Origin of the sequence: Agromyces sp. H66 (assembly GCF_004959775.1) — a bacterium.
In the GTDB taxonomy this organism is placed as follows: Bacteria; Actinomycetota; Actinomycetes; order Actinomycetales; family Microbacteriaceae; genus Agromyces.
The window spans coordinates 38,593-64,707 of sequence record NZ_SJZG01000010.1; the positions used below are offsets into that span (position 1 = coordinate 38,593).

A 26,115-nucleotide genomic window follows, 5' to 3' on the forward strand; every position below is an offset into this window, starting at 1 on the left:
TGCGACGTAGCNGGTGCTCGGTCATGTCGGTCTCCGTCGTGATCGGTGGATGGACTCAGAGAGTGGGTGGTGCGACGTAGCCGCCGGCGCTCGCCGCGTCGTCGGCGGGGAAGAGCAGCACGTTCTCGGCGCTCCACGTGCACACCGCGGTATCGCCGACCGCCAGGTCGGGCGCGTCGGGGGTGGGCCGCCGAACGATGAGGCTCTGGTCGCCGCCGAGGCCGACGAGGTACTGCATCGTCTCGCCGAGGTGCGCGACGCCGAGGACCGCGCCGCGCACGGTGTTCACGGTGTCGGCGGGTCCGGCCGCGACCCGACCGCCCGGGGCATTCGCCGCGATCCCGACGAACTCCGGACGGACGGCCGCCTGCCCCTGTTGCCCTTCGGTCAGCTCGGCGCGGATGCCGCGCACCCGCGCGTGCGGCGAGTCCACCGCCGTGCCGCCGTCGACGACCGTGCCGCGGAAGAAGTTCTGCTGTCCGACGAAGGCCGCGACGTACGCGGACGCGGGCCGCGCGTAGATCGTGTCGGCGTCGGCGAGCTGCTCGATGCGCCCGTCGCGCATGATGGCGATGCGGTCGCTCATCGACAGGGCCTCGCCCTGGTCGTGCGTGACGAAGACGAACGTGATGCCGAGGCGCGACTGGAGGAGCTTCAACTCGAGTTGCATCTCCTCGCGCAACTGCCGGTCGAGCGCGCCGAGCGGCTCGTCGAGGAGCAGCACGGACGGCCGGTTCACGAGCGCGCGGGCGAGGGCGACGCGCTGCTGCTGACCGCCCGAGAGCTGGGTGGGCTTGCGGTCGGCGAAGCCGCGCATCTGCACGAGGTCGAGCGCGTCGACGACCTGCTCGCGGATCGCCGCCCTCGGCGTGCGGCGCTGCTGCAGGCCGTACGCCACGTTCTCCGCGACCGACATGTGCGGGAAGAGCGCGTACGCCTGGAACACGGTGTTCACGTCGCGGCGGTACGGCGGGATGCCCCGCACCGAGCGCCCGGAGATCAGGATGTCACCCTCATCAGGTTGCTCGAATCCGGCGATCATGCGAAGGGTCGTGGTCTTGCCGCACCCCGACGGACCGAGCAGCGAGATGAACTCGCCCGGCTCGATCGTGAGGGACATCCGGTCCACCGCGACGGCCGGCCCGTAGCGCTTGGTCACGCCGTCGAGCACGACGGCGCCCTTCGCCTCCGCGTCGCGGGTCGAGGAATCCACCAGGTCCTCGCTCGTGGCTGATGTCACGTGGGGACCTCCACAGCTCGTTCGCACCTCTTCGTGTTCCGCCATTCAAGTGGGGGCCGCTCGCCGGTGCAATCCGCCGCACCGCGGTCGGGACAGATCATCGCCGGATCGGGCCCAGCCCGACGATTCGTCCGAGGCGTCGGCGAATGACCCCGCAGGACCCGGTTGTTCTGCGGCGCAGAAATACCGCGGAAGTTCACCCCCCGAATCGTCGGGTGCGGGTGCTCAGCGGCCCGCAGCATGGAGGAAACAGGCCCGGGCGACGCCGAATCAGACGCCGAACGGGACACCGAGACATCCGCACCGCTGCACCGAAGGAGCACCACGATGAGCACGAACCGCCCCGGAGACCAGACCCAGACCGCTGCCGAGCTGCAGCTCGAGTGGGACGCGAACCCCCGGTGGACCGACGTCCGTCGTGACTACACCGCCGAGGACGTCATCGCCCTGCGCGGCCCCGTGCGCGAGGAGCGCACCCTCGCCAAGCGCGGCGCCGAGAAGCTCTGGGAGGACATCCAGAAGAACACCGGCACCGCGTTCGAGCGCATGGAGGACCCGGAGTGGTCGGCCGCGCTCGGCGCCCTCACCGGCAACCAGGCCGTGCAGCAGGTGCGCGCCGGCCTGAAGGCCATCTACCTCTCGGGCTGGCAGGTCGCCGCCGACGCCAACCTCTCGGGCCAGACCTACCCCGACCAGTCGCTGTACCCCGCCAACTCGGTGCCGGCCGTCGTGCGCCGCATCAACAACGCGCTGCTGCGGGCCGGCCAGATCGAGCAGGGTACTGACGATCGCGACTGGATGGCCCCGATCGTCGCCGACGCCGAGGCCGGCTTCGGCGGCCCGCTGAACGCCTACGAGCTCATGGGACAGATGATCGAGGCCGGCGCGGCCGGCGTGCACTGGGAGGACCAGCTCGCCAGCGAGAAGAAGTGCGGCCACATGGGCGGCAAGGTGCTCGTGCCGACCTCGCAGCACATCCGCACCATCAACGCGGCCCGCCTGGCGGCGGATGTCGCGGGCGTGCCCTCGATCATCATCGCCCGCACCGACGCCCTCGCGGCGACCCTCCTCACGAGCGACCACGACGAGCGCGACAAGCCGTTCGTCACCGGCGAGCGCACCGCCGAGGGCTTCTACAACGTGCAGAACGGCATCGAGCCGGTCATCGCCCGCGGCCTCGCCTACGCCGAGTACGCCGACATGCTCTGGGTGGAGTCGGCCGAGCCCGACCTCGACCTCGCCCGCCGGTTCGCCGAGGCCGTGCACGCGAAGTTCCCGGGCAAGCGCCTCTCGTACAACTGCTCGCCGTCGTTCAACTGGAAGCGCCACCTCGACGACGACCAGATCGCGAAGTTCCAGCGCGAGCTCGCGTCGATGGGCTACGCGTTCCAGTTCATCACCCTCGCGGGCTTCCACTCGCTGAACCACGGCATGTTCACGCTCGCCAAGGACTACAGCGAGCGTCACATGAGCGCCTACGTCGAGCTCCAGGAGGCGGAATTCGCCTCGGAGGCATCCGGCTACACCGCCACGCGCCACCAGCGCGAGGTCGGCACCGGCTACTTCGACCAGATCGCCACCGCGCTGAACCCCAACAGCGCCACCCTCGCCCTCGTCGGATCGACCGAGGAAGAGCAGTTCAACCACTGACCGAGGCTCGCTGAGCCCGATGAAGTTCGCTGAGCCCGTCGAAGCGAGTACGTGCCTCGTCGCGTCCCTTCGACGGGCTCAGGGACCGAGTTTCCAAGGAGACGACCATGAACCCCACGACCGGCTCGACCCTCGAGCGAACGGATGCCGCGGCATCCACCCCCACCGACCGCACCGCGAGCGAGCCCAGGCGCGCGACCGGCAGCTTCCAGACCGTCGAACCGCGCATCGAGGTCGCCGCGCCGCTCGGCGAGCGCTACGACGAGATCCTCACGCCCGGGGCGCTGCGATTCCTCGCCGACCTGCACGACCGGTTCGCGCACACCCGGCACGAGCTGCTCGCCATCCGCCTGCAGAACCGCGTCGACGCGGCGAACGGGCGCGACCCGAAGTTCCTGCCAGAGACCGAGTGGATTCGCAACGACGCGTCGTGGCGGGTCGCCGGCGGCGCCCCCGGCCTCGAGGACCGACGCGTCGAGATCACCGGCCCGACCGATCGGAAGATGGCGATCAACGCACTGAACTCCGGCGCGAAGGTGTGGCTCGCCGACCAGGAGGACGCGACCAGCCCCACCTGGCAGAACGTCATCGAGGGACAGCTGTCGCTCTTCGACTTCCTGCGCGGCAACCTCGAGTACACGAGCCCCGAGGGCAAGGAGTACCGCGTCACCGCGACCGAGACGCCGACCATCGTGATGCGGCCGCGCGGCTGGCACCTCGTGGAGAAGCACCTGAAGTTCCACGACCGCGCCGGCCGGGCCATGCACGCGTCGGGCTCGCTCGTCGACTTCGGGCTGTACTTCTTCCACAACGCGCAGGCGCTCATCGCCGCGGGTCGCGGTCCGTACTTCTACCTGCCGAAGCTCGAGTCGCACCGCGAGGCGAAGCTCTGGAACGACATCTTCGTGTTCGCGCAGGACGCGCTCGGCATCCCGCAGGGCACCGTGCGCGCGACCGTGCTCATCGAGACCATCCAGGCCGCGTTCCAGATGGACGAGATCCTCTATGAGCTGCGCGACCACTGCGCGGGCCTCAACGCCGGACGTTGGGACTACATCTTCTCGATCGTGAAGACGTTCCGTTCGCGCGGCCGTCGCTGGGTGCTGCCCGACCGCAAGCAGATCACGATGACGGTGCCGTTCATGCGCGCTTACACCGAGCTCCTCGTGCAGACGTGCCACAAGCGCGGGGCGCACGCGATCGGCGGCATGAGCGCGTTCATCCCGAACCGGCGCGACCCCGAGGTCACCGAGCGGGCGCTCGCCGCGGTCGCGGCCGACAAGCGCCGTGAGGCGGGCGACGGGTTCGACGGCACCTGGGTGGCGCACCCCGACCTCATCCCGACGGCGCGGGCGGAGTTCGATGCGGTGCTCGGCGACCGGCCGAACCAGGTCGATCGCCTCCGCGACGACGTGCACGTGACCGCGTCCGACCTGCTCGACATCCCGTCGGCCGGCGGCCAGGTCACCGAGGCGGGCGTTCAGGACAACATCTCGATCGCGATCCGCTACCTCGAGTCGTGGCTGCGCGGCGTCGGCGCCGCGGCCATCGACAACCTCATGGAGGATGCCGCGACCGCCGAGATCTCGCGCTCGCAGGTCTGGCAGTGGCTGCACGACAACACCGTGACGGCCGAGGGCACGCGCATCGACCAGACGTCGATCGTGCGCCTCATGGCCGCGGCCGTGGCCGAGCTTCCGCGCTTCGACGGCGACCGCTTCGACGACGCGATCTCGGTGTTCCGGTCGGTCGCGCTCGAGCCGGAGTTCCCGACGTTCCTCACGATCCCGGCGTACACCCGGTTCCTGTAGGACGTCGCGGCCCGAGCCTCAGCTCGTGCCTCAGCTCGTGCAGGAGAATGGGCGCCATCCCCTCCCATCAGGGGGGATGGCGCCCATCCTCCTGCGGTCCCGGATGCCGCAGGGACACGTCGATCCGCGGCATCCGGGGCTCCTGGCCGGTGAGTCGGCCCGGATCATGCGACCCCCGCGGTCACCACGCTCGCTTCGGCGACTGCCGCATCCGGCGACGGTGCAGTGCTCCGGCGACCGCGGCGCCCGCGAACGCGACCAGGGCGATCAGCAACGGAAACACGGGGTCGGCCCCGGTCGAGGCGAGCGCGGCGGTGTCACCGGACGATGCGCCGGCGCCATCGGGACCTCCCGCCGGGCCCTCGCCGGAACCGTCGGGAGAACCGAGCACCTCGAGCACGTTGAGCGCGATGTCGGTGCCGTCCCAGCTGAGTTCGAGGGTCACCCCGTCGACCGTGAACTGCTGGCCGGGCACGGCGTCGTTCCCGGCCCCGCCGTTCGTCGTGACGACCGTGAATTGGTCGCCCTCGACCGGGACGAAACCGTCGGCGAACGCGATGCTCCACTCCGCCGTCGCGAGCTTCTGCACGTCGACGTCGACCTGGTCGAACGCGCAGGGCTCCGTGCCGCCGAGTTCGAGCTCGACCGTGCCGGTGCCGCCGAGTTCGTCGATCACGGCGAGACAGCCCGGTGATGCGCCCGGGGCGAGCACGCCTCCGTCGAGGGCGATGCCGCGCAGCGTGCCGGTGCCGCCGAGCGTTCCCTGCACCGTCGCATCCGTCTGGGCGAAGGAGCCGTGCACATCGACTCGGCCGTCGGCCACCAGCAATCGAGACCCGGCGGCGAGGTCGGCCCAATCACCGTTCAGTTCGAGCGATCCGATGCCCTGGTGCGCGAATCCGCCTCCGCCGCGAAGGTCGCCGGCCCATGAGGTCGTCGCGTCGCCGCCGACGGTGAACTCCGAGGCCGCGTCCACCAGCAGCAGGGAACCGCCCGCGCCGGCGAGGGCGCCAACGCGCTCGCGGTCGTTGACGACGACGTCGCCGCCGTCGATCGTGACCGTCGCCGTGTCGGGGATGAGATCGTGAAGTTCGTCATGAGCCGTGTGCCGTGTGGTCACGTGCGCCGCCTGCACGAGCAGGTCACCGGGGACGGAGTCGTCGCGGTTCAGGGCGATGACGCCGGTCTCGGCGACGGTCGCGCCCGTGTAGGCGCTGGTTCCGCCGAGGTCGAAGAGGATGGGCGCGTCGCTGCCGGCGCTCGCCAGGTGCAGCGGACCGGTTCCGGAGACGCCGGCGAGGCTGATGGCCGAGGGCGTCGCGAGGGTCTCGACCCGGCCGCCGCCGTCGAGCTCCAGGTCGTTCACCGTCAGGCTCGCCGTCGGCGCCGACGTCGCGATACGCGAGGTCGCATCGATGCGGATCGTCTCGTCGAGGGTGATCGTGTCGTCGGTGCCGATCGTGGCGCCGTTCACGGCCGTCGTGATCGCCGAGCCATCGGGCCCGAGCGCGAGCGCGTCGCCCGCGGTGAGCACCGATCCCGCTCCGCTCACCGAGGTCCGGCCGAGGTGGCCGAACTGCCCCTCCGCGATCGTCAGCGTGCCGGCGCCCTGCTCGGTGCCGACGATCAGCTCGCCGTCGGGGTTGGAGGTGAGCGTCGCGAACTGCGGGATCTCGGCGGCGCCGTCGAGCCCCAGCGTGCCGTCGCCGACGGCGAGTCCGCCCGCGAAGCTCAGCGGGCTGCCGCCGGTGCCGCCCTGCACGCGCACGTCGGCGCCGACCGTCACCTGCGCGTCGAGCGACACGGCGTGCGGCCCGGCAATGAGCGAGTACGGTGCGAGCGCGCCCGAGGTCCCGAGTACGAGAGGCCGGGGGAAACCGGTGTCGGCGGTGAACTCCAGCGTCGCGGCGTCGTCGACGGTCAGGGGGCCGGCGTCGGGTCCGCAGTCGGTGCCGCCGCACCGCAGGGTCACGTCGTCCTCGATCGCGATCGCGCCCGCGTACTGATTGCCGCGGGGCGCCAGGGTGCCATCGCCGCGCACCACGAGGTGCTCGGCCGGGCCGCCGATGCGGCCGTCGACGATCGCGCCGTCGTACAGCGTCAGGATCGCGGTGGCACCGGGGTCCTGCGCGTAGGTCAGCCCGTGCCCCGGTTCGATGGTGAGATCGGCGGCCACGTGGTCGAGGTGTTCTCCGGCCGACTGGTGCACGATCAGGTCGGCGACCAGCGACGTTGCGCCCGCCACCGTGAACGCGTTCGTCTCGACGGGCGCGCCGGCAACGCTGTACCCCGTTCCCTCCCATCGGATGCTCGAGAACACCGTGCCGAAGAGGTCGTTCGAGGTGGCGACGACCGCGGGGCCGGTCGGGAAGATGAGGGTGTCGGATGCCCCAGGGGCCGAGCCGGCGCAGTCGGTCCAGTTCCCCGGAGTCGACCAGTTCGCGTCGGCGGCGGCACCGGTCCAGGTGCAGTCCAGTCCGATCGCCGTTGCGGGAGGCGCGGCCAGTATGGAGGCCAGGATCAAGGCGGATGCCGGCGCGAGCACGAGGGCGGCGCGGGCAGGCGTCATCACGGTCATGGCTTCGAAGCTACGAGCCGGTGCAGCATCGGCGCAGTGGGGGTTTCCACGCAGACGTGCATCGTCCGGTGGGAGAAATCACGTACCGGATCGGTCCTGGGCAGCTTCCACCGAGGTTCACCGAGGTCCTAGTCTTGGGGCACCCGAGGGTCGATGTACCCCGGTTCAGGAGGGTGGATGCGTTCGATCATCGCGGTGCTGGTGCCCGGTGAAGGGGCCGCGCTCGGCACCCGCGGCTTCGATGGGCTGGTGTTCGGAGCGGTCGGTTCGCGCCTCGCAGAGTCGGGCGACCCCGGCGCGGTGGTGCGACTCGCGCGCTACGAGCAGTTCGCGGGCCGTGAGGTCGAGGCGGACGCGCGCCTGAAGGCGCTCATCGACGACACCGGGGCGCCGGCGGGCGTGCGCCGGGAGGCGGCATCCCAGCGACGACTGGGTATCGCCTTCGAGTCGGAGTTCGGCGACATCGACTGGACTCGCGAGGTTCCGCCGTCGGAGCTCGACTCCGTCGGGGTGCGCGAGCTCGTGGCCATCGCCTTCGGGCGACTCATCGCCGACGGCCGCGAGCCCGAGGGCGGCTGGGCCGACGACTTCGTCCCGCCCGATTGGGCGGCCCAGCAGCAGCTCGTGCTCGACGCCGCCGAGGCGCTCCTGCGGCTGCTCGATGTGGCAGACCGCGACGAGGTGCTGGCATCGATCGACCTCTGCGTGTGGGTGCCGATGATCTCGCTCGCTCACGGCGACCATGACACGTTGCTGCGGGTTGTGTCGGCGGCGCGGCGGACGCACGGCCTTGCCGGGTTGCGCGTACTCGACGTGTTCTTCGACTATCTCGAGGGCATCACGCACGTGGCGAAGCTCGAGGTCGTCGAGGCGATACCGAAGCTGGAGTCCGCCATCGCCGGATTCGCGCAAGGCGCTGACCGGCGCTGGTGGATGCTCGCGAAGGCGGCACAGGCACTTTCTGCGACGATCGCCCGAACGGAACTCCCGTCCGATCTCGATGAGCTCGAGCGGGCGCTCGTCGCCGGTACCTGGCGACGCGGGAGGCGCTCGCTCGGCCAGGCCACCCTCATGCTGATGGCGATCGTGCTCGCGAGCCACGGTGATCTCGACGGGGCGAGGCGGGTCGCACTCGCCGATGGCGGGCTCGATGAGCTCGTCGTACCGAACACCGACCGGATGTTCGTGATCGAAGCGGTGTGCATGGCCGCCCTCGCCGAGGGCGACGTCGAGACATGCGATCGGATGCTCCGCATCGCGGACCACATGATGGCCTCTCCGTTCGTCGTGCTGGTGCGCGACCGCATCCGGGTCGCCGTCACCGCGCACGTGCGCGGCGCGGTGCCCGCGATGCTGCCGTCGGCTGAGCCCGATGCCTCGTTCGAGCAGCTGCGCACCCGTTGGCTGCTGCTCGCTCAGACCGTCGAGCACGGTGAGCGGGATACTGCCTTCAACGCACTCGCGGAGTTCGACGCCTACGCCAGCCGGGTGAGGGCGGCGGGCGTGAGGTTGCGCGCGGTCCGACTCTTCCACGCGCGGGCGGCGGACGCGGCTGAGGTCGAACTCAGTCCGCGGCAGCTCGAGGTGGCGACGCTGGCGGCGGCCGGGTTGGCGAATCGAGAGATCGCCGAGCGTCTGTTCCTCGGGGTGCGGACGGTCGAGGGATACATCGCGGGCGCGATGCGCGCGCTCGGGCTGACCAGGCGAAGCGAGTTCGCGACGGCCGCGCTGCCGGTGCGCTTCGCCGGTGCCGACGGGAGACCCAGCGGAGAGGCCGTGCGGCTTCCGCTGCGTCAGGGCCAGGTCGCGGCATTGATCGCGGCGGGTGCCTCGAACGCCGGCATCGCCGCAGCGCTCGGCATCAGCGAGAAGACGGTCGACAAGCACATCGCGGTGATCAAGCAGCGCATCGGGGTCGGCACCCGCACCGCCATTGCGGCGGCGTTCACCGGCGCTCCCCGATCCTGATCGCGGCGGGGCCCAGTCAGCGCAGCGGCACGCCGACGTCGCTGCCGCCCTCGGGCGTGACCCGCGTGGCCATCTTCAGGAGCGTGGGCGCCGGCACGAATCCGCCCGCGAAGAGCGCCTCGCCCTGCCGGAACCAGGGCGACCGCGCGACGAGCTCGGCCGGCGCGTAGCCGAAGTAGGTGCCGAGCTCGACGAGGTCGATCGGCGACGACATCTTCATCAGCGCGAGGTTGTCGCACTGGCTGATGATGCCGGGATGCACCTTCGACGGCCGCTGGGTCGAGAGCAGCAGCCACAGCCCGAACTTGCGGCCCTCCGCGGCGATCTGGATGAGCCGCTCGCGCACCGCGACGGCGAGCGCCGAGTCGAGGCTTGGTGACGCCAGGTTGTGCGCCTCGTCGATCACGAGGAGCACCGGCCGGCGTTCCTCGCGTCGCTCCCAGAGCTCGTCGAGCACCGAGAGCGCGACGACGAGCTGCTGCTCGGGCGTGGAGAATCCGCCGAGGTCGAGCACCGTGGCATCCGGCCGCTCGTCGATCACCTCGGTCGCCGCGGTGCGGCTGCCCGCCCACACCTCCCACTCCAGGACGCCGAGGTTCTCGAGGCGGAGCGCCAGCCGGCGGTGGGCGGGGTCGTCGGAGTCGCGGAGGGTCGGCAGGATCCCCTCGATCTCGATCGTGTCCAGCACGTCGCGCATGTGCAGCAGCGAGTTGAACTCGTCGCGATCGGCGACGGGGTCGAGCTGCAGCACGGCCGCCTTCGAGGCGACGGGCATGGTCGTGAACCGGGCCCGCAGCGGCTCGGCACCCTCGACGTTCGGACGGAGCACCCGGATGTCGCGCTGCGCGAGCGCCTCCGCGGTGGGCCCGGTCGCGCCCGGGTTCAGCTCGCCGATGCGCACGAAGTCGGAGTTCGGGTCGAAGATCACGATCGGCAGGGCGGTATGGGCGATGAGCTGCTCGAGCACGACGCCGAGCGCGTACGTCTTGCCCGACCCGCTCTGCCCGCACCAGAACGTGTGCCGGTTGAAGCGGTGGGGGAGGAGCCGCGCGGGGCCACCCGGGGGCGTGAGCGCCGTGCCGACCTCGAGTTGGGCTCCGCTCGTGCGATGCAGCAGGTCGAGGGTGTCGAGGTCGGCGGGTACGACCGCCGCGCGTTCGAATGCGTGGCTGCTCCGGGTGTCGAGGCGTCCGTCGACGAGTTCGCCGAGCAGGCGTCCGCGCAGCACGGGCGGCTCGGTCTCCGACCGCGATTCGACGAGCGCGAGCTGGCGCACGCCGTCGTCGGCCACGGTGACGAGCGAGCCCGCGACGATGGACGAGCCCGAGGCATCCGCCGCGGTGAAGGAACGCCCGTCGGTGGAGCGTGCTGAGATCTCGATGGTGTCGGCGCCCATGGTGACGATCCTGCCATCGGGGCGCTCGCTCTGCGAGAATCGGTGATCGTGTCCGAGATCGTGATGCGCCGAGCGACGGCGACGGATGCCGCGGCGCTCGCCGAGCTCGCTGCCGAGACGTTCCCCCTGGCCTGCCAGCCGAACACGCCCGCCGAGGCGATCGCCGCGTACATCGACGAGGAGCTCACTGTCGCGCGGTTCGAGGAACACCTCGACGATGCGGCGCGGGTCCTGTTCGTCGCCGAGGAATCCGGCGGCCGTCTCGTCGGGTACACGATGCTCATCACGGGAGAGCCCGGCGATCCCGATGCCGCGGCGGTCGTCGTGGCCAGGCCGGCGGTCGAGCTGAGCAAGGTCTACACGCGAGGTGCGGTGCACGGCACGGGCGTGGCCCAGGCAAGCGGTTCACGTTCGGGGGCCGGGTGGAGGAGGACTGGGTGCTCGAGCGCCCGCTCGTCCCGTGACGATTGTCATCGTCGATATCTCTGACTAAAGTCAGCAATATGGTCGATTCGGTCGATTCCGCCGCCGTGGCGAGGGTGCGCGCGTTCAATCGCGCGGTCACGACGCGCATCGGCGCGCTGCAGGACCACTACCTCGGCAGCGCCCGCCCGCTCGGGAGCTCACGGGTGCTCTGGGAGATCGACGGCGACGGCGTCGAGGTGCGCGACATCCGGGAACGGCTCGAACTCGACTCGGGTTACCTCTCCCGGCTGCTGCGCTCGCTCGAGCGCGAGGGACTCGTGACGGTCGACGCGTCACCCGCCGACTCGCGCGTGCGCAGCATCCGCCCCACCGACGCCGGACGCGCCGAGCGCGCGGAACTCGACCGGCGCAGCGACGAGCTCGCGGCCTCGCTCCTCGCCCCGCTCGGCGACGGGCAGCGACGACGTCTGGTCGACGCCATGGACACCGTGATGCGCCTGCTCGACGCGGGCCTCGTCGAGGTGGAGCCGGCGGATGCCGCGTCCGACGATGCCCGGCGGTGCCTCGTGGCCTACTACGACGAGCTCGCCCGACGCTTCCCCGACGGCTTCGACCCCGGCCAGAGCCTGCATCCCGACACCCACGAGTTCGCGGAGCCCACCGGACGGTTCGTGCTCGCCCGCCTGCACGGCCGCGCCATCGGCTGCGGCGCGGTGCTGTTCGAGGATGGCGGGCGCGCATACCTCAAGCGGATGTGGGTCGACGAGTCGGTGCGCGGCATGGGCGTCGGGCGGCGCATCCTCGAGGCGCTCGAGCAGGCCGCACGCGAGCACGGCGCGACATCCGCGGTGCTCGAGACCAACGCGACCCTCACCGAGGCCATCGCCATGTACCGGGCGTCGGGCTACGCGGAGGTCGAGCCGTTCAACGACGAGTTCTACGCCGACCTCTGGTTCGAGAAGCCGCTGGCGTAGGGTCGGTCGCTCAGCCCGGACGTCTCGTGGACGTTGAGGCGCGTCTTCGCGAGCGCGCGGTGGAACGCACGTGTGCACCGTGCGCCGTGGCGGTGCCCCGATGGGATGCGTGGTCGTCAGGCCACCAGCGAATGTACGGGTACAGAGGAACGCTGCCGAACGCCCTTCGTGATCCCGCGGATGACCAGCCATGCCAACGGCGCGGCTGCCAAGAGGAGAATCTCGCCGACGATGCTCACCCACATCGCGACACGGAACTGTTCGAGGTCCTCGGCGGCCAAGAAGAGGCGGGTCGTTTGCCCTATGGAGACGTTGCCGACGACCGTCGTGCGATCCGGACGGCTCTGTTCGCTGGATCGCGTGCAACTCCAGCGATCCGTTCGAGGCGTCGGCACCGCTGTCTACACCCTGTGGGATGTGGAAGACCGATCCTAGATGGAGTCGCCGATGAGCTCCGTGATCGAACGCATCGGACAGCCCTCCGCAGATGGTCCCTTCCTCACCGAGTCCGAGCGCACCTGCTCGAGGCGACCGAGTGGTGATCGCCCACGGCGACATCGTCTGGGTCGACTCCGGGTCCCCTCGTGGCTCCGAACCGGCCAAGCGACGACCGGCCGTCGTCATGCAGGAGGACCGGCTGCTCGCCACCAAGATCGCCACAGCCCCGGTCGTACCACTGACGTCGAACGTCGCGCTCGAAGCGTTCCCGGGCAACGTCCTGGTCCCGGTCGACGCGTCCGGACTCGGCAAAGACTCCGTGGCGCTCGTGTCAGAGGTCGGGCCGATCAGTCGGGAGTTCCTCGACCCGTACCCGCGCGACCGGCGGAACCCACGCCGCCCGCCGCCGCAATCCTAGGAGCGCTATCGAGGTGACGAGCGCAGCAATGCCGACGGCGATCGTGCCGTACCTCGCGATGTAGTGGCCGGCCAGTATGATCTCGCGGTTGCACTCGGTCGCGGGTGGATTGCAGCGGTCGCCGACGAAGAACACCACGACCGCGTACGAGGCCAGAACTCCCAGAGCCGGCGTGAGCAGGAGCAGACCGATGATCGTCAAGCCGCGATCCTCACGGTTGATGGGTTTCTCGGCCGTGTTCGTCTTCACCGGTCAAGTATCACGGAGGACGGGCGCGGCGCGATCGGCGCTGAGGCTCAGATCATGAACGCGCCCTCACGCGAAGGATCCATCAGCAGGCTGGGATCTGACTCATACGATCGCGCAGATCGTTGACCGATCAGCCCGAGGACCGATCTATCTCGCGTCTTCCGCATTCGGGAAGCGCCATCGGCGTGGACGGTCTGCGATTCGATCGCCTTGAAGCCTGCGATCGACATAGACATGACGAGGCCGGCGGCGATCAACGCGGCACCGAGCGGAGCAAGGGTCGTTCGCGCGATGGCGAGTATGCCTTCGAATGCCAGCTGCGCTGCGTTCCACTCCGCCGTGTTCACTCCCCACCACGCGGTGAGCGCATGGGGTGCCGACGCGACCAGAAGACCGCCGGCCAACGCAATGGCCACTCCCCACCCGATCACGACTTTCGGCATGGACTCCGTGCTCATTCGCTGTCTCCTCGCAGAATTCGGACCCGACGCATACCAGCTGGTTGACGGTTCGACGTATGATTGAGGTGTGACCACGCAGATCGCCATTCGACTCAACGACCTCGAACTCGAAGCTCTCGACCTCGAGGTCGTCGAGGGCCGTGCCGCGAACCGGTCCGAAGCCGTCCGCCGCGGGATCGCCCGCCTCCAGCGAGAACAACGCTACCGACGGGAAGAGGCGACGCTCATCGAACTCGCCCGTCGTGGCGAGTCGGTCTACCCCGACCTCGACGGCGTGCTCGATCTGACGCATCCCGAACTGGACTGATGCGCACGATCGCGTTGGTCCAACTGGACAAGCGTCGTCCTGCGCTGATCTTGACTCGTCAGTCGAAACTCCACCTCCTGACCTGGGTGACCGTTGCACCCATCACCAGCACGGTCCGAGGAATCACCACCGAGGTCTCGGTTGGGCCCCGCAACGGAGTTGACCACGAGAGCGTCATCAGTTGCGACAACATCACCACGGTACGAAGGAGCGCGGTCGGCGACACGATCGGTCTCCTCTTCGATGACCAGGAGCAGGCACTGGCGCGCGCTATCAGCGATGCCTTCGACCTGGACCTCTGGTAGCGCGCGTCGGTTCGCTACAGGCCACTGCGGCCGATCGCCAAGCCCTGCCGTCCGTTGCTCGCCAGCTCTGAGGATTCTCGTCCGGCCGGCTCGCGAATCTCTCCGCGATGGTATGCGTGCTGATCGTCGACCTCGCCCCCCAAGCAGTCCCGCGTGCCCGCGACGCTCGCTCTTGAATGGAGCCCGTGGATGGCAGTCCGGCGTTCGCAGGATCGGGGTGGCGCTCATGGGAGCCGAAGTACTCGTAGAAGACGTCTCACTTCGCGTCGGCGTCGACGCGCGATGGCGGCCGCTGCTCAGGCTCGGTGCCGGCGCGGCGGTGTTCGTGGTGATCATGATCCCGTTCCAGGCGTTCGTGTTCATCCTCAGCCCCCGCCGCAGACCGTCCTCGAGTACTTCGACCTCTTCGAGCGCAATCCCCTGCTCGGCCTGCTGGATCTCGACCTTCTCCTCACGATCGACTACCTTGCGATGATCCCGTTCTACTTGGCCTTGTTCGTGGTCCTCACGCGAGCATCAGCGACGTCGGCACTGGTGGCCCTGATCGCGGGCCTGTTCAGTGTGGCGCTCTACCTCTTCTCGCGCGAGGCGACGTTCTCGATGTGGCTCCTGAGCAGCCAGTACGCATCCGCCGCCACCGCAGCGCAAGAGGCAGCACTCGTGGCCGCCGGCCAGACGCTGCTCACCCTCTACAACGGTGGTTCGTTCGGTCTCAGCTACATCCTCGGCGCCGTCAGCACGCTGATCTTCTCGGTCGCCATGGTCAGATACCGTGTCTTCGGGCTTCTCCCCGGCATCGTCGGAATCATCACCGGAGTCACGATGCTCGTCCCAGCCAACCTGGGCCAGATCGGCGTGATCGTCGCGATGCTGTCACTGATCCCCACCGCGCTGTGGCTGATCCTTCTCAGCCGCGCATTCTTCCGCACCGCCAAACCGACCACCTCAGGCGGCCGCTTCAGCCGCCGCTAGCGTCAGGCGCTCCCGTCCACGCCGACGTCCGATCCGAGAAGCCGCCGGGCGAGATCAGGCCTGCTCCGGCAGTTCGGAGCGGCGCGACCGGAGCAGGAACGGTGCGCAGATCGCGATGATGACACCCGGGACGACGGCGCTCATTGCGAGTGCCTGCCCGGGCTCGGCAACGTCGGTGAAGGCACCGAACACCGCGGCGCCGAGCGCCGCTCCGAACTGCACGGCGGTGTCCATCCAGCCGTTCGCCTCGGTGCGTACCGAGGCATCGGCGCGGGCGTTCGCGGCGAGATAGCCGGCGATCAGCGCGGGCGCGAGGAAGAGGCCGCTCAGGACGAATCCGATGAGCGCCACGACCGTTCCGCCGACGAGTCCGGTGGCGGCCATGACGAGGAGGAGCACCGGGGTCAACACGAGCAGTTGACGCTCCAGCAGCGACCGCAGTTGCATGGAACCGTAGAGCAGGCCGCCGATGGCGCTCGCACCCGCGAAGAGTGCGAGGAGCACGCCGGAGAGCAGGGCGCTGGACTGCTCGGCGGCGACGGCCGGCGCCGCGATGTCCACGGCACCGAGGACGATCCCGGGAGCGACCATCGCGAGCACGACCGGCAGGAACCCTCGGGTGCGCAGCGGCGAGCGGCCGGGCGCCTCGGCCTGATCGGCGCCGTGCGATCCGCGCTGCTCGCGAGAAAGCGGGCTGGTCACGAACAACGCTGCACCGACCGCGACGCAGCCCACGGAGAGCAGCAGCGACGCGAACGGGTCCACGGCCGCGGCCAGGAACGCGGTGAGCAGGGGACCGACCGCGTACGTCACCTCGCCGGCGACGGCATCGAGGCTGAGCGCGCGCGTGCGCAGTCCGCCCGGGGGCAACGCCATCGACCACAGCACCCGCATGCTGGTCGCGAACGGCGGTGAGGATGCCCCGGCCACCGCGCCGAGGCACAGCAGCACGGGCAGCTCCGCATGCGCGTTGAGGCCGAGGGCGACGAGCGATGCGGCGTAGGTGAGGCTGAGCGCCGTCAGCACCACGGTCTGCCCGCGCCGATCGATCAGCCGGGCGCGCCAGGGCGTGGCCACGACGTTCGCGATGCCGAGCGTCGCGATCACCACGCCCGCGACCGCGAACGAGCCCGTGGACCGTTCGAGCAGGAAGACCAACGCGAGGCCGGATGTCGCAAGGGACAGCCGCCCGATGACGCTCGGCAGGAAGGAACGAGCGACGTGTCGCGTGTGCAGCACAGCTCGATAGGACAGGTGTTCGGTGGGCATGCCAGTCTCCGGTGCCGATGGGCCCTCGACTCGGATCCGCGGATGCGCGGATCATCGGAAGCGCGGAGAGCCCGTTTGCCTGAAAGGTGGGTGCACGCTCGGAACGGCGTGCAGAAACTCGCCCCGGGCCGTGGTCAGAAACGGCGAAGGGCGGGAGGCGAGGGGAGTTGGAATTCAGGCAACCATGAGACCGATCGTGCACAGCATACCGTCACCCGGTGCCGACTTCGGGCACCCATCGCCGCAGTACTCGCCGCACGGCGAAACAGTCCTCGCCGCGCCGCCAGTCGATGAGCAGGTTCTTCGTGAGGAACGACGCGACGGTCATGCACGATCACGAGAATTGTCCGCAAGGCTCGCAGCCGTACCCCGTTCGGGGGTAGCGTCGTAACTCAATCAGGAAATCTGACCAGCACGAATGCGTTCGAGGGGGAGCAATTATGTCTGGAAACAGGGCGGTCGCCTATCAGGGGCCGGGCGTGGTCAAGGTCATCGACACCGACTACCCCGATTTCGAGCTTCACGACGGACCGGGTGTGAATCCCGCGAACATCGGCCGGAAGATCCCGCATGGGGTGATCCTCAAGACCGTCGCGACGAACATCTGCGGGTCCGACCAGCACATGGTGCGCGGTCGCACGACAGCGCCCGAAGGGTTGGTGCTCGGTCACGAGATCACCGGCGAGGTCGTGGAGGCCGGCCCCGACGTCGAGTTCATCAAGGTCGGCGACCTCGTGTCGGTGCCGTTCAACATCTCGTGCGGACGCTGCCGCAACTGCAAGGAGGGCAAGACGGGCATCTGCTTGAACGTCAACCCCGATCGGCCGGGCAGCGCCTACGGCTACGTCGACATGGGCGGATGGGTCGGCGGGCAGGCCGAGTACGTGCTCGTGCCCTACGCGGACTGGAACCTCTTGAAGTTCCCCGACCGCGATCAAGCGCTCGAGAAGATCCTCGACCTCGCGATGCTGTCCGACATCTTCCCGACCGGCTTCCACGGCGCGGTCACCGCCGGGGTCGGCGTGGGTTCCACCGTCTACATCGCCGGTGCAGGACCGGTCGGGCTGGCAGCGGCGGCCGGTGCGCAGTTGCTCGGCGCGGCCGTCGTCATCGTCGGCGACCTCAACGAAGACCGGCTCGCGCAGGCCCGCAGCTTCGGCTGCGAGACCGTCAACGTGGGCCAGGGATCCGTGCCCGACCAGCTCGAGCAACTCCTCGGTGTGCCCGAGGTGGATGCCGCGGTCGACGCCGTGGGATTCGAGGCGCGCAGCGAAGGTCACGGTGCCGACGCGAAGGAAGCACCGGCGACCGTGCTCAACTCGCTGATGACGGCGACCGCTGCGGGCGGGGCCATCGGGATTCCCGGACTCTACGTGACGGGTGACCCGGGGGCCGTCGACGAGGCCGCCAAGGTCGGATCGCTCTCGATCAGCCTTGGCACCGGGTGGGCGAAGTCACTGTCGTTCACCACTGGCCAGTGCCCCGTCATGCGCTACAACCGGCAGCTCATGATGGCGATCCTGCACGACAAGGTCCACATCGCCGACGCCGTCAACGCCAAGGCGATCAGCCTGGACGACGCGCCGCAGGGGTACGCCGAATTCGACGCCGGCGCCGCCACCAAGTACGTCCTCAATCCCAACGGGTACATCAAGGCAGCCTGACCCGGGTGCGCATGAACGCCCGGAGCAGCAGAGCGCTCCGGGCGTTCCCTCTGCGTGCAGTCGCGCGACGGTCAGGCGGTTGCCTGCCGGACGACGTCTCCCTGCCACGAATCATCCCGCTACTCCGGCCGGCGAACCGTGCACTCAATCGATCCCGGTGGTCTTCGTGCCTGCCCCGCGCGCGGCCTTCACGTGCTCGTAGGCCGCGAGCGCGGCGGCCCGACTCTCGCGCAGGTCGACGATCGGCTCGGGGTACGCGTCGGTGCCGACCTCGGTCACCCAGCGCCGCACGTATTCGCCGCGCGGGTCGAACTTGGTCGCCTGCAGCTCGGGGTTGAAGACGCGGAAGTACGGCGCGGCATCCGCCCCCGAACCGGCGACCCACTGCCAGTTGAACGCGTTCGCGGCGGCATCGGCGTCGACGAGGGTGTCCCAGAACCACTCCTCGCCGCGCCGCCAGTCGATGAGCAGGTTCTTCGTGAGGAACGACGCGACGACCATGCGCACCCGGTTGTGCATCGCACCCGTCGCCCACAGCTCGCGCATGCCCGCGTCGACGAGCGGCACGCCGGTGCGGCCCCGCTGCCACGCGCGAAGCGCAGCCTCGTCGAGCGGCGGCCACGGGAACGCGTCGAACTCCGGGCGCCAGTTGCGCGTGGCGAGGTCGGGCGCGTGGAACAGCACGTGCCACGCGAACTCCCGCCAGCCGAGCTCGGCGAGGAAGCGCGCGGCGCCCCCGCCGCCGGCCCGTCGCTCGCGAACCGCGTGCCAGACCTGGTATGGACTCAGCTCGCCCCAGCGCAGGTGCGGCGAGAGGCGGGAAGTCGCCGCGAGCGCCGGCCGGTCGCGGCCCTCGTCGTAGCCGTCCAAGTCGTCGGCGATGAACTCCTCGAGTCGGGCATGGGCGGCGTCGGCGCCCGGCGTCCACGTCCGGCGGAGCCCCTCGGCCCAGTCGGGTCGGGTGGGCAGCAGGCCCCAGTCGTCGAGCACGTCGCCCGCGGCATCCGTGCCCTCGATCGTCTCGGGAGGCGGGAGCGGATGTCGCGGCGCGGGCGCCGCGGTGCAGGCACGCCAGAACGGGGTGAACACCGAGAACGGCGTGCCCTGACCGGTGCGGATCGTCCACGGCTCGAACAGGAGGCTCGCCGCGAAGCTGCGCGCGTCGATGCCGCGGCCCGCGAGTTCGGCCTTCAGTGCAGTGTCGAGCTCGCGCTCGGCGCCGCCGTAGCGCCGGTTCCAGAACACCGCCCCGGCGCCGGTCTCGTCGACGAGCGAGCGGATGACGCCCGCCGCCGCTCCCCGACGCAGCACGAGCGTGCCGCCGATCCCCTCGAGCGACGCCGAGAGCGCGGTGAGGCTGCCGTGCAGCCACCACTTCGCCGCGCCGCCGAGCGCACGCACGCCGGGCGATTCCTCGTCGAGCACGTAGACGCACACGACGGGGTCGCCACGGAGGGCGGCGGCGGCCAGCGCCGGGTGATCGGCGACGCGCAGGTCGTCGCGGAACCAGACGATCGTCGGGGTATCCGCCATGCGGCGACCATAGCCGACGGCGCGGTCAGGCCGCAGCCGAGGCCGCCCCCGCGGCCGTCCCCGCCGCCGCAGGCCGCGCCGCCGCTCGTGCCGCAGCCCGGGCGATCGCCCACGTGCCGAGTCCCGACGCGAGGAAGATCGCGGCGAGGATCGCCCACCCGGCGAGCCCGTGCGCGAGCGCCGTCGACGTCACGACGAGCGGCGCCGCGAGGGCGCCGACCGAGTAGCCCATCCCGAACACGCCCTGGTAGGTGCCCGCCCGCACCGGGTCGGCGAGCTCGAAGCTGAGTCCCCAGCCGCCGGCCTGCGAGAGCACCTCGGCGAACGCGTGGGCGAGGGCCGCGACGACGATGACGGCGATCGCGAACCCCATCGGCAGTCCCGCGGCCGACGCGTACACGAGGCATGCGGCCGCCATGAGCCACGCGGCGATCGCCGACACGCGGCCTGCCGTGCGCAGATCGTGGGTGCCGCGCGAGAGCGGCACCTGGAACAGCACCACGATGCCCGTGTTGAGGATGATCACGGCGGCCACGAGCACCTCGGGCGCCGCGGTCTCGTTCGCGATCCAGAGCGGCACGCCGATCTCGCCGACGCCGAACTGCATGCCGAAGATCGCGCTGAGGGCGGTGAGGGCGAGGTAGCGCGGGTCGCGCCAGGGCGAGTGGGCGCGCAGGGCGCGCCGTTCGGCGCGGGCGGATGCCGCGACATCCGTCGATCCCGTCATCGTCGTCACGGGTGCGCTGAGCGGCCGGCTCGGCGCGTCGACCGAGGCGGGCAGGCGCATGAGCTGGATGACGCTGACGAGATACATCAGCCCGGCGCCGGCGATGGTCCACCGATAGGCGTCGGCGGTGCCCGCGACGAGGGCCAGCGCACCGATGCCCGAGCCCACCGCGATCGCCACATTCGTGACGGAGCGCAGCACCGCGCGGGCGTGAACGCGGCGCGCGCCGTCGAACGCGCGCGCGATGATCGCCATGCGCGTGGAGTTCGACGCCTGCCCGACGGCCCCGACGAGCACGGCGATGACGAGCGCGGTGACGAAGTCCTGCACGAAGACGTAGCAGACGAGGCCGATGCCGTCGAGCGTCGAGAGCACGACGAGCAGGCGCCGGGCGCTCAGGCGGTCGGCGAGCCATCCGCCCGCGAGCGAAGCCAGCACGCCCGCCCCGCTCGCGGCGGCGAGCACGAGGGCGACCTCGTGCGCCGCGAGCCCGACGATGAGCGTGAAGTAGAGCACCGTCACGGCGAGGAACACGCCGCGGCCGACCCGGCTGATCAAGGTCGCGATGACGAGGATGCGCAGCACGGGGTCGTCGACGGATGCCGCGAGGCGTCGCACGAAGCCTCGGGGTGCGGCCGGGGCATCCGCTTCGGTCGTGGCTCCGGCGGAGGCGACTGCGTCGTCGTCGGGCTCGGGATCGATGGCGGGGAAGGTGCCGGTGTCGGGGGAGGGTGGATGGCTCACGGATCCGTTCTCCCAGAACCGAATGACGCGTCGAAATCGATGTAGCGTAGTGCTACATGTTGCGCTACCTGCTCACCGAGGACGACGTCGGCGCCGTGCGATTCGGCATCTCGCCGCTGAACGAGCTCGCCCTCTCGTTGCGGGCCATCCATCAGCCTGAGCGGTTCCCGTTGCAGCTCGGCTGGCTGCGTCGCACCGAGCAGGCCCGGGCACGGCTCGACCTGGCCACCCTCTCCGCGCTCATCGACGAGCGCATGTGGACGCCCGACTTCCTGAACCCCCGGCCGTCGTCGCCGCTCACGAGACTCGACGACGAGTTCACGGCGCTCCTCGCGACCCCGCCAGAAGTATTCAGGGCCGACCTCGTCGCGGTGCACGGGCGCGTGCCCGAGCCGTTCCTCGGGTCGACGGACGCGGCGCTTCGAAGGATCGTGCGCGCCCTGCGGCAACTCTGGGAGACGTGCTTCGAACCGTACTGGCCGCGCATGCGCGCGGTGCTCGAAGCCGACGTGGTGTACCGCGGGCGTCAGGTGGCGCAGTCGGGCCTCGCTGCGATGCTGAACGGGCTGTCGTCGCGCATCTCCTACGAGCACGGCGTCGTCTCGGTGCGGCTCTCCGATCCGCGCGAGCGCACCTACGCGATCGACGGCAATGGGCTCACGCTCGTGCCGACCCTCTTCACGAGGCGGGTCTCCGTGCCCGTCGGCGAGGGCCCGCCCACGATCATGTACTCGGCGCGAGGCCAGGGCGCCCTGTGGGAGGCCGAACGGATCGCGAACCCAGCCGCCGTGGCCGCGGTGCTCGGCGAGACCCGGGCGCGCCTCCTCGCCGCGCTCGGCGACCCGGCGTCGTCGACCGAGCTGGGCGTGCGGCTCGGCGTCACCGCCTCGGCCGTCAACCAGCACCTGCGCGTGCTGCGCGACGCGGGGCTCCTCGTGAGCACGCGGTACGGACGCAGCGTGCTGTACCTGCGCAGCGAGCTCGGCACCGCGCTGCTCGAGGCCCGCACCGGGTAGGGCGCCCCGTCAGTCCGCGGAGACCGGGAGGCTGTGCCAGGTCTCGAACGCGACGGCCGCCGCCCCCTCGACGTCGCCCGCGGCGCACAGCCGGATCAGCTCATCATGGCGGTCGGGCGAGCGCCGGCCGTCGGCCGACGCGAACCGCACTCGCTCGATCCGTCGCAGCACGGGCATGAACTGCTCGAGGACCGTGGCGATCGCCCGGTTGCCGGCGACCGTCACCGGGATGTCGTGCAGCTCGTCGTCGGCACGGAGCGCCGCGTCGATGTCGCCGGCGTCGATGGCGGCGGCGAACCGGCGGGCCGCGTCGCGCATCGCATCGAGGTCCGCGGCGGTGAAGTGGTCGACGGCCTCCCGGACGGCGAGCTCGTGCATGGCGGCGACCACGTCTCGCGCGTCCCGCGTCGCACGCACGTCGAGCGAACTGACGACCGTCGACCGGCCGGGACGGGCGACCACGAGCCCGCCCTGGGCGAGGCGGAGGAGTGCTTCGCGCACGGGAGTGCGACTGACGCCGAGCCACGTCGCGAGCTCGCCGTCCTTCAGCTGTTCGCCGGGAGCGAAGGTGCCGTCCACGATCGCGTCGCGGAGGCGCGTGTAGACGTCGTCTCGCAGGAGAGAGCGGTCGACGGGTGGGCGATGCGTGGGAATGGGCACACCACATATTGCACACAAAATCAGGAGGATCGATAGTGAATGCAATATATTACATACGCGGAGCGTTACCAGTCGTCGGCCATGTGATCCGAAGCGGCGCACGCACCACGAAAGCGGGGCGTTCGCCACATCCACCCGGAAGGACCTCGCAATGACCGAGATCATGCCGTTCGTCATCCCGCTGTGGGCGGAACTCGCCGCCGTCGGGCTCGGCGCGCTGCAGGGCGCGCTCTTCGCCGGCGCGTTCACCGACCGCCGCATCGACGTGCTCGGCGTGGTGCTCATCGGCATCGGCGTCGCGCTCGGGGGAAGCCTGCTGCGCGACATCCTGCTCGGCGAGCCTCCGGTCGTCATCCGCGGTGAGTGGTACCTCCCCGTCGCTGCGGCGGTGGCGCTGATCGGGATGTCGCTGCAGCGGGCGTTCGCCCGCCTCGACACCGTGATCCTCGTGCTCGACGCCGTGACGATCGGCCTCTTCGGGGCGATCGGCACGTCGAAGGCCCTCGCGCTCGGCGTGCCCGCCGGCCCCGCGGTCTTCGTGGGCGCCGCGGCGGCGGTCGGCGGCTCCGTGTTGCGGGACGTGACGCTCAACGTGCCGGTTGCGCTCTTCCACGTCGGGTCGCTCTACGCCGTCGCCGCAGCCGCGGGCGCCGTGCTGCTCGTCGTGCTCGTGGCGGGCGGCGTCCCGGCGCTCTATGCCGCCATCGGGGGCGTCGTGGTCACGACTGTGATCCGACTCCTCGCCGTGCGGTTCGGTTGGAGCTTCCCCGAGCAGCAGGCGCTCGTCGTGCGGCGCCGTCGGCGCTCCCGCCTGGCGTAGGTGCACTCGAGGACGGGGCGGGCCCATCGGTCGCCCCGCCCGTGCGCCATCGAGTTGCATTCGGTACTCGGGTACAGGTTTACCGTGGAGTCATGAGTACGGAAACGCTGAACTGGGTCCCGTCGTCATGCACCCTGCCGACGGTCGAGCGGCCGCTCCGAGAGCGGGAGTTCGAGCGCCTCTTCGCGTCGGAGCTGCGCGACGTGACTCGAACCTCGGCGACGAGCGCGGAGTTCGCGCTCACGTCGCGGAGCGTCGCCGCGGCTCGCGACCTGGCCGGCCGCGAGACCTCCTGCTGCTCCTTCTTCACCTTCGACATCCGCGACGACGGCGTCGAGGCCGTCATGTCCATCGCCGTTCCACCGGCGCACACGGCGGTGCTCGAGGCGATCGTCGGCTCGGCGCTGCGCGCCCGCGATTCGAGAGCGGCCGGAGCATGACCCTCCGCGCCGGAGAGGTCGCCCAGCGCGCCGGTGTCAACCTGCAGACGCTGCGCTACTACGAACGCCGCGGCATCCTCTCGGAGCCCGACCGCAGCCTCGGCGGTCACCGCCGGTACGACGACGACACGGTGCTCGTGCTCCAGGTGGTCAAGGCCGCGCAGGCGCTCGGGTTCTCGCTCGACGAGATCGCCGAGCTCATGGACATCGGGTCGCATGCGCACCGCCGTCGCCCACGGCTCGCCGACCGGGCACGTGCGAAGCTGGTGCAGGTGCGCGAGAAGATCGCCGCCCTCCAGCAGATCGAGGCGACCCTCGAGCGTGCGATCGAGGCAGGGTGCGACGACCTTGCCGTGTGCGCCCTCGAGGAGGACTGCCCGATCCCGTTCCCATCCATCGCGGCGCGAAGCGCGAGTTGACCGCCGGTCGTCGGTCGCCGTGCGCCGGCCGCCGTGCGTCGTCCGCCGTCCGCGCGGACGCCCGGGAAGCGCGGGTTCAGCCGCGACGCAGCCAGCGCGCCACGCGCTCCCGCAGCGCCGCCGTCTGCGCGGCCGGCCCGTCGTCGCGGCCCGGGACGAGCTCCATGGGCGTGCGCAGGCCGCCCGCCCACTGCTCCGCGACGGCGACGGGATGCACGGGGTCGCGCATGGCGCCGACCACGAGCGAGCGGATGTCGCGGGCGCCGAGCTCTGCGAGCTCGGACTCGGCGTCGAACGCGCGGTTGCGCGGGATCTCGACGAGTCGCATGGCCCGGCGGGAGGCATCCGGTGCCTGGAACTGGGCGAGGAGCGCCCGCCCGCCCGCCGGCGACACGGCGGCGACCCGCTGGTAGACCTCGCGCTCCTGGAACTCGGCGGCCCCGGCGGGACCCGCGTCGGCGAGGATCTGCCCGATGACGGGGAACGGCCGCAGGTGCTCGGGAAGCGACCGGTCGTCGAACGACGGCCGCACGAACACCGCGCGCGCGACGGGCAGCAGGCCCGCGAGCGCGATGCGCAGCGCGATCGCCGCGCCCATCGAGATGCCGATGATCGTGACCGGCTCCGATGCCGAGCGCGTCCCGCGCCCCGCGTCGGCCATCGCCGCGGGCACCTGCTCGCAGACCTCGACGGCGAGACGGTCGATCGCGAAGTCCGCGGGTTCGCCGACCGCGAGGAAGCCGCCGTGCGCCCGCACGTCGGGGGCGATGACGATCTCGTCGCCGCCCGAGACCTCCTGCACCACCGGCTCGAAGAGCCCGAGCGGCTGGCGCCGGTCGGCCCCGAGCCCGTGCAGCAGCACGGTCGTCACGCGAGCGCTCCGGGGCGGTAGATCGCGCGGGGGTCGGGCACGGGATCGCCGGTCGGCCGCAGCGCGGCGAGCAGCTCGTTCGCGAGGTGCACGAGGATCGCGATCTGGTCGTCGTCGCGATCGACCCACCGGCACTGCGGTTCCGCGCCGACCGGCACGAAGTCCTCGTGGTGCTCCCACACGACGAGCGTGCGCTCGGCGCCGAGCACGTACTGCTGCCACCACACCTGACGCAGGTAGGTGCGCGGAATGGCGCGCCAGGGTCGCGACGTCGTCTTGATCTCGCACAGCTCGAGTGCGCCCTGCGCCGTCACGCGCAGGCCATCGGGCGTGGCGAGGTGACGGCGATCGCCCTCCGCGTGGAACAGCAGGGTCGACGGGGTGATGCCGTGCTCGCTGTTCGCCCACGCGGCGATCACCGGCTCCCGCGTGCGACCGTGGTCGGTGAAGCGGCTGCCGCCGAATCCGCGCGTGCCGTGCAGCTTCTCCCACGCCGCGCCGCGCACCGATGCCCGGGACGCCAGCTTCGCGGCATCCGTCGCCGTCACCCCTCGGGAGCGGGCCCGGAGCCACGCCACACGGTCGCTCGCATCCGCGACGATCCGCGTCTCGTGCGGATGCCGGATGGGCGTCGGCGGCCGGTGCGCCTCGGTCGCCGCGCCCTCCAGGTCGAAGAGGGCGAAGGGGGTATCGGGCACCCCCAGAGCGTACCGCGCACCGGCCCCGGCGCATGGGGCGACGCGGCGTTGTGCGACCCTT

General features: G+C 70.7%; 26 protein-coding genes. 14 read left to right on the forward strand and 12 right to left on the reverse strand.

The genetic code is table 11. From position 1 onward, the window contains the following. Positions 1-55 precede the first annotated feature (55 nt). Entirely contained in the window at positions 56-1,240 is a 1,185-nt protein-coding gene (locus EZM51_RS15650; protein ID WP_248305695.1) for an ABC transporter ATP-binding protein, read from the reverse strand. Between the two features lie 327 nt (positions 1,241-1,567). On the opposite strand from EZM51_RS15650, the gene aceA reads away from it, so the two are divergent. Beyond that, complete coding sequence (gene aceA, locus EZM51_RS15655; RefSeq protein WP_136709249.1) at positions 1,568-2,890, forward strand: isocitrate lyase; 1,323 nt, start codon at positions 1,568-1,570, stop codon at positions 2,888-2,890. Between the two features lie 107 nt (positions 2,891-2,997). Beyond that, on the forward strand, positions 2,998-4,701 hold the full coding sequence (aceB, locus tag EZM51_RS15660) for a malate synthase A (RefSeq protein WP_136709250.1): 1,704 nt from the start codon (positions 2,998-3,000) through the stop codon (positions 4,699-4,701). Between the two features lie 181 nt (positions 4,702-4,882). On the opposite strand, the gene EZM51_RS15665 is transcribed toward aceB, so the two are convergent. After that, entirely contained in the window at positions 4,883-7,279 is a 2,397-nt protein-coding gene (locus EZM51_RS15665) for a hypothetical protein (RefSeq protein WP_136709251.1), read from the reverse strand. A gap of 177 nt (positions 7,280-7,456) precedes the next feature. Here EZM51_RS15665 and EZM51_RS20620 point away from each other — a divergent pair, with 177 nt between their 5' ends. Beyond that, the gene (locus EZM51_RS20620; RefSeq protein ID WP_169053940.1) at positions 7,457-9,247 is read left to right on the forward strand and encodes a helix-turn-helix transcriptional regulator; all 1,791 of its coding nucleotides are present in this window, start codon (positions 7,457-7,459) and stop codon (positions 9,245-9,247) included. Positions 9,248-9,263: 16 nt separating this feature from the next. Here EZM51_RS20620 and EZM51_RS15675 read toward each other — a convergent pair whose 3' ends face one another. Continuing rightward, complete coding sequence (locus EZM51_RS15675; protein WP_136709252.1) at positions 9,264-10,643, reverse strand: ATP-binding protein; 1,380 nt, start codon at positions 10,641-10,643, stop codon at positions 9,264-9,266. A 48-nt stretch (positions 10,644-10,691) separates the two neighbouring features. Here EZM51_RS15675 and EZM51_RS15680 point away from each other — a divergent pair, with 48 nt between their 5' ends. From EZM51_RS15680 to EZM51_RS15690, 3 genes are all read left to right on the forward strand, one after another. Beyond that, complete coding sequence (locus EZM51_RS15680) at positions 10,692-11,132, forward strand: GNAT family N-acetyltransferase (RefSeq protein WP_248305696.1); 441 nt, start codon at positions 10,692-10,694, stop codon at positions 11,130-11,132. Positions 11,133-11,146: 14 nt separating this feature from the next. Beyond that, complete coding sequence (locus EZM51_RS15685) at positions 11,147-12,043, forward strand: helix-turn-helix domain-containing GNAT family N-acetyltransferase (protein WP_136709253.1); 897 nt, start codon at positions 11,147-11,149, stop codon at positions 12,041-12,043. 487 nt (positions 12,044-12,530) lie between these two features. After that, positions 12,531-12,899, forward strand: coding sequence for a type II toxin-antitoxin system PemK/MazF family toxin (locus EZM51_RS15690; protein ID WP_248305697.1), 369 nt, complete (start codon positions 12,531-12,533; stop codon positions 12,897-12,899). On the opposite strand, the gene EZM51_RS20625 is transcribed toward EZM51_RS15690, so the two are convergent. Both EZM51_RS20625 and EZM51_RS15695 read right to left on the reverse strand, forming a co-directional pair. Continuing rightward, positions 12,813-13,100 (reverse strand): hypothetical protein, encoded by a 288-nt coding sequence (locus EZM51_RS20625; RefSeq protein WP_169053939.1) that lies wholly within the window; start codon positions 13,098-13,100, stop codon positions 12,813-12,815. The genes EZM51_RS15690 and EZM51_RS20625 overlap by 87 nt on opposite strands. 95 nt (positions 13,101-13,195) lie before the next feature. Beyond that, positions 13,196-13,606 (reverse strand): hypothetical protein, encoded by a 411-nt coding sequence (locus EZM51_RS15695; protein ID WP_136709254.1) that lies wholly within the window; start codon positions 13,604-13,606, stop codon positions 13,196-13,198. A 70-nt stretch (positions 13,607-13,676) separates the two neighbouring features. Between EZM51_RS15695 and EZM51_RS15700 the strand changes: the two genes are divergently transcribed. From EZM51_RS15700 to EZM51_RS15710, 3 genes are all read left to right on the forward strand, one after another. Continuing rightward, on the forward strand, positions 13,677-13,916 hold the full coding sequence (locus EZM51_RS15700; protein WP_136709255.1) for a hypothetical protein: 240 nt from the start codon (positions 13,677-13,679) through the stop codon (positions 13,914-13,916). Beyond that, on the forward strand, positions 13,916-14,221 hold the full coding sequence (locus EZM51_RS15705) for a type II toxin-antitoxin system PemK/MazF family toxin (RefSeq protein ID WP_136709256.1): 306 nt from the start codon (positions 13,916-13,918) through the stop codon (positions 14,219-14,221). Before EZM51_RS15700 ends, EZM51_RS15705 begins: the two co-directional genes overlap by 1 nt. A gap of 282 nt (positions 14,222-14,503) precedes the next feature. After that, entirely contained in the window at positions 14,504-15,193 is a 690-nt protein-coding gene (locus EZM51_RS15710) for a DUF4386 family protein (RefSeq protein ID WP_169053941.1), read from the forward strand. A gap of 54 nt (positions 15,194-15,247) precedes the next feature. Here EZM51_RS15710 and EZM51_RS15715 read toward each other — a convergent pair whose 3' ends face one another. Next, positions 15,248-16,462, reverse strand: coding sequence for an MFS transporter (locus EZM51_RS15715; RefSeq protein WP_136709258.1), 1,215 nt, complete (start codon positions 16,460-16,462; stop codon positions 15,248-15,250). 211 nt (positions 16,463-16,673) lie between these two features. Continuing rightward, the gene (locus EZM51_RS15720) at positions 16,674-16,790 is read right to left on the reverse strand and encodes an FAD-binding domain-containing protein (protein ID WP_136709259.1); all 117 of its coding nucleotides are present in this window, start codon (positions 16,788-16,790) and stop codon (positions 16,674-16,676) included. A 112-nt stretch (positions 16,791-16,902) separates the two neighbouring features. Here EZM51_RS15720 and fdhA point away from each other — a divergent pair, with 112 nt between their 5' ends. Further along, positions 16,903-18,126, forward strand: a complete 1,224-nt coding sequence (fdhA, locus tag EZM51_RS15725; protein ID WP_136709260.1) for a formaldehyde dehydrogenase, glutathione-independent — start codon at positions 16,903-16,905, stop codon at positions 18,124-18,126. A 144-nt stretch (positions 18,127-18,270) separates the two neighbouring features. On the opposite strand, the gene EZM51_RS15730 is transcribed toward fdhA, so the two are convergent. Further along, positions 18,271-19,659: a deoxyribodipyrimidine photo-lyase gene (locus EZM51_RS15730; RefSeq protein WP_136709261.1), complete on the reverse strand. Its 1,389-nt coding sequence runs from the start codon at positions 19,657-19,659 to the stop codon at positions 18,271-18,273. Positions 19,660-19,684: 25 nt separating this feature from the next. Beyond that, complete coding sequence (locus EZM51_RS15735) at positions 19,685-21,130, reverse strand: MFS transporter (RefSeq protein WP_248305698.1); 1,446 nt, start codon at positions 21,128-21,130, stop codon at positions 19,685-19,687. A 56-nt stretch (positions 21,131-21,186) separates the two neighbouring features. Here EZM51_RS15735 and EZM51_RS15740 point away from each other — a divergent pair, with 56 nt between their 5' ends. Further along, a complete protein-coding gene (locus tag EZM51_RS15740) occupies positions 21,187-22,146 on the forward strand; it encodes a DUF5937 family protein (RefSeq protein WP_136709262.1) in 960 nt (319 codons plus the stop codon). 9 nt (positions 22,147-22,155) lie between these two features. Here EZM51_RS15740 and EZM51_RS15745 read toward each other — a convergent pair whose 3' ends face one another. Beyond that, positions 22,156-22,806 carry a GntR family transcriptional regulator gene (locus tag EZM51_RS15745; protein ID WP_136709263.1) on the reverse strand — a complete coding sequence of 217 codons (651 nt, stop codon included), beginning with the start codon at positions 22,804-22,806 and terminating at the stop codon, positions 22,156-22,158. Between the two features lie 151 nt (positions 22,807-22,957). Between EZM51_RS15745 and EZM51_RS15750 the strand changes: the two genes are divergently transcribed. From EZM51_RS15750 to EZM51_RS15760, 3 genes are all read left to right on the forward strand, one after another. Continuing rightward, complete coding sequence (locus tag EZM51_RS15750; protein WP_136709264.1) at positions 22,958-23,626, forward strand: TRIC cation channel family protein; 669 nt, start codon at positions 22,958-22,960, stop codon at positions 23,624-23,626. 92 nt (positions 23,627-23,718) lie between these two features. Continuing rightward, a complete protein-coding gene (locus EZM51_RS15755) occupies positions 23,719-24,066 on the forward strand; it encodes a hypothetical protein (RefSeq protein WP_136709265.1) in 348 nt (115 codons plus the stop codon). Further along, complete coding sequence (locus tag EZM51_RS15760; protein ID WP_136709266.1) at positions 24,063-24,485, forward strand: MerR family transcriptional regulator; 423 nt, start codon at positions 24,063-24,065, stop codon at positions 24,483-24,485. The genes EZM51_RS15755 and EZM51_RS15760 overlap by 4 nt, the downstream gene beginning before the upstream one ends. Before the next feature lie 76 nt (positions 24,486-24,561). Here EZM51_RS15760 and EZM51_RS15765 read toward each other — a convergent pair whose 3' ends face one another. Together EZM51_RS15765 and EZM51_RS15770 are read right to left on the reverse strand one after the other, a co-directional pair. After that, on the reverse strand, positions 24,562-25,356 hold the full coding sequence (locus tag EZM51_RS15765; RefSeq protein WP_136709267.1) for an alpha/beta hydrolase: 795 nt from the start codon (positions 25,354-25,356) through the stop codon (positions 24,562-24,564). Beyond that, the gene (locus EZM51_RS15770; protein ID WP_136709330.1) at positions 25,353-25,982 is read right to left on the reverse strand and encodes a YqaJ viral recombinase family protein; all 630 of its coding nucleotides are present in this window, start codon (positions 25,980-25,982) and stop codon (positions 25,353-25,355) included. The genes EZM51_RS15765 and EZM51_RS15770 overlap by 4 nt, the downstream gene beginning before the upstream one ends. Positions 25,983-26,115: the final 133 nt, after the last annotated feature.

Excerpts from the sequence above, each read along its gene's own strand:
- aceA (WP_136709249.1), top strand. The coding sequence starts at position 1,568 with ATGAGCACGAACCGCCCCGGAGACCAGACCCAGACCGCTGCCGAGCTG.
- aceB (WP_136709250.1), top strand. The coding sequence starts at position 2,998 with ATGAACCCCACGACCGGCTCGACCCTCGAGCGAACGGATGCCGCGGCA.
- EZM51_RS15665 (WP_136709251.1), bottom strand. The coding sequence starts at position 7,279 with ATGACCGTGATGACGCCTGCCCGCGCCGCCCTCGTGCTCGCGCCGGCA.
- EZM51_RS20620 (WP_169053940.1), top strand. The coding sequence starts at position 7,457 with ATGCGTTCGATCATCGCGGTGCTGGTGCCCGGTGAAGGGGCCGCGCTC.
- EZM51_RS15675 (WP_136709252.1), bottom strand. The coding sequence starts at position 10,643 with ATGGGCGCCGACACCATCGAGATCTCAGCACGCTCCACCGACGGGCGT.
- EZM51_RS15685 (WP_136709253.1), top strand. The coding sequence starts at position 11,147 with ATGGTCGATTCGGTCGATTCCGCCGCCGTGGCGAGGGTGCGCGCGTTC.
- EZM51_RS15690 (WP_248305697.1), top strand. The coding sequence starts at position 12,531 with ATGGTCCCTTCCTCACCGAGTCCGAGCGCACCTGCTCGAGGCGACCGA.
- EZM51_RS15695 (WP_136709254.1), bottom strand. The coding sequence starts at position 13,606 with ATGAGCACGGAGTCCATGCCGAAAGTCGTGATCGGGTGGGGAGTGGCC.
- EZM51_RS15705 (WP_136709256.1), top strand. The coding sequence starts at position 13,916 with ATGCGCACGATCGCGTTGGTCCAACTGGACAAGCGTCGTCCTGCGCTG.
- EZM51_RS15710 (WP_169053941.1), top strand. The coding sequence starts at position 14,504 with ATGGCGGCCGCTGCTCAGGCTCGGTGCCGGCGCGGCGGTGTTCGTGGT.
- EZM51_RS15715 (WP_136709258.1), bottom strand. The coding sequence starts at position 16,462 with ATGCCCACCGAACACCTGTCCTATCGAGCTGTGCTGCACACGCGACAC.
- EZM51_RS15720 (WP_136709259.1), bottom strand. The coding sequence starts at position 16,790 with ATGACCGTCGCGTCGTTCCTCACGAAGAACCTGCTCATCGACTGGCGG.
- fdhA (WP_136709260.1), top strand. The coding sequence starts at position 16,903 with ATGTCTGGAAACAGGGCGGTCGCCTATCAGGGGCCGGGCGTGGTCAAG.
- EZM51_RS15730 (WP_136709261.1), bottom strand. The coding sequence starts at position 19,659 with ATGGCGGATACCCCGACGATCGTCTGGTTCCGCGACGACCTGCGCGTC.
- EZM51_RS15740 (WP_136709262.1), top strand. The coding sequence starts at position 21,187 with ATGTTGCGCTACCTGCTCACCGAGGACGACGTCGGCGCCGTGCGATTC.
- EZM51_RS15750 (WP_136709264.1), top strand. The coding sequence starts at position 22,958 with ATGACCGAGATCATGCCGTTCGTCATCCCGCTGTGGGCGGAACTCGCC.
- EZM51_RS15755 (WP_136709265.1), top strand. The coding sequence starts at position 23,719 with ATGAGTACGGAAACGCTGAACTGGGTCCCGTCGTCATGCACCCTGCCG.
- EZM51_RS15760 (WP_136709266.1), top strand. The coding sequence starts at position 24,063 with ATGACCCTCCGCGCCGGAGAGGTCGCCCAGCGCGCCGGTGTCAACCTG.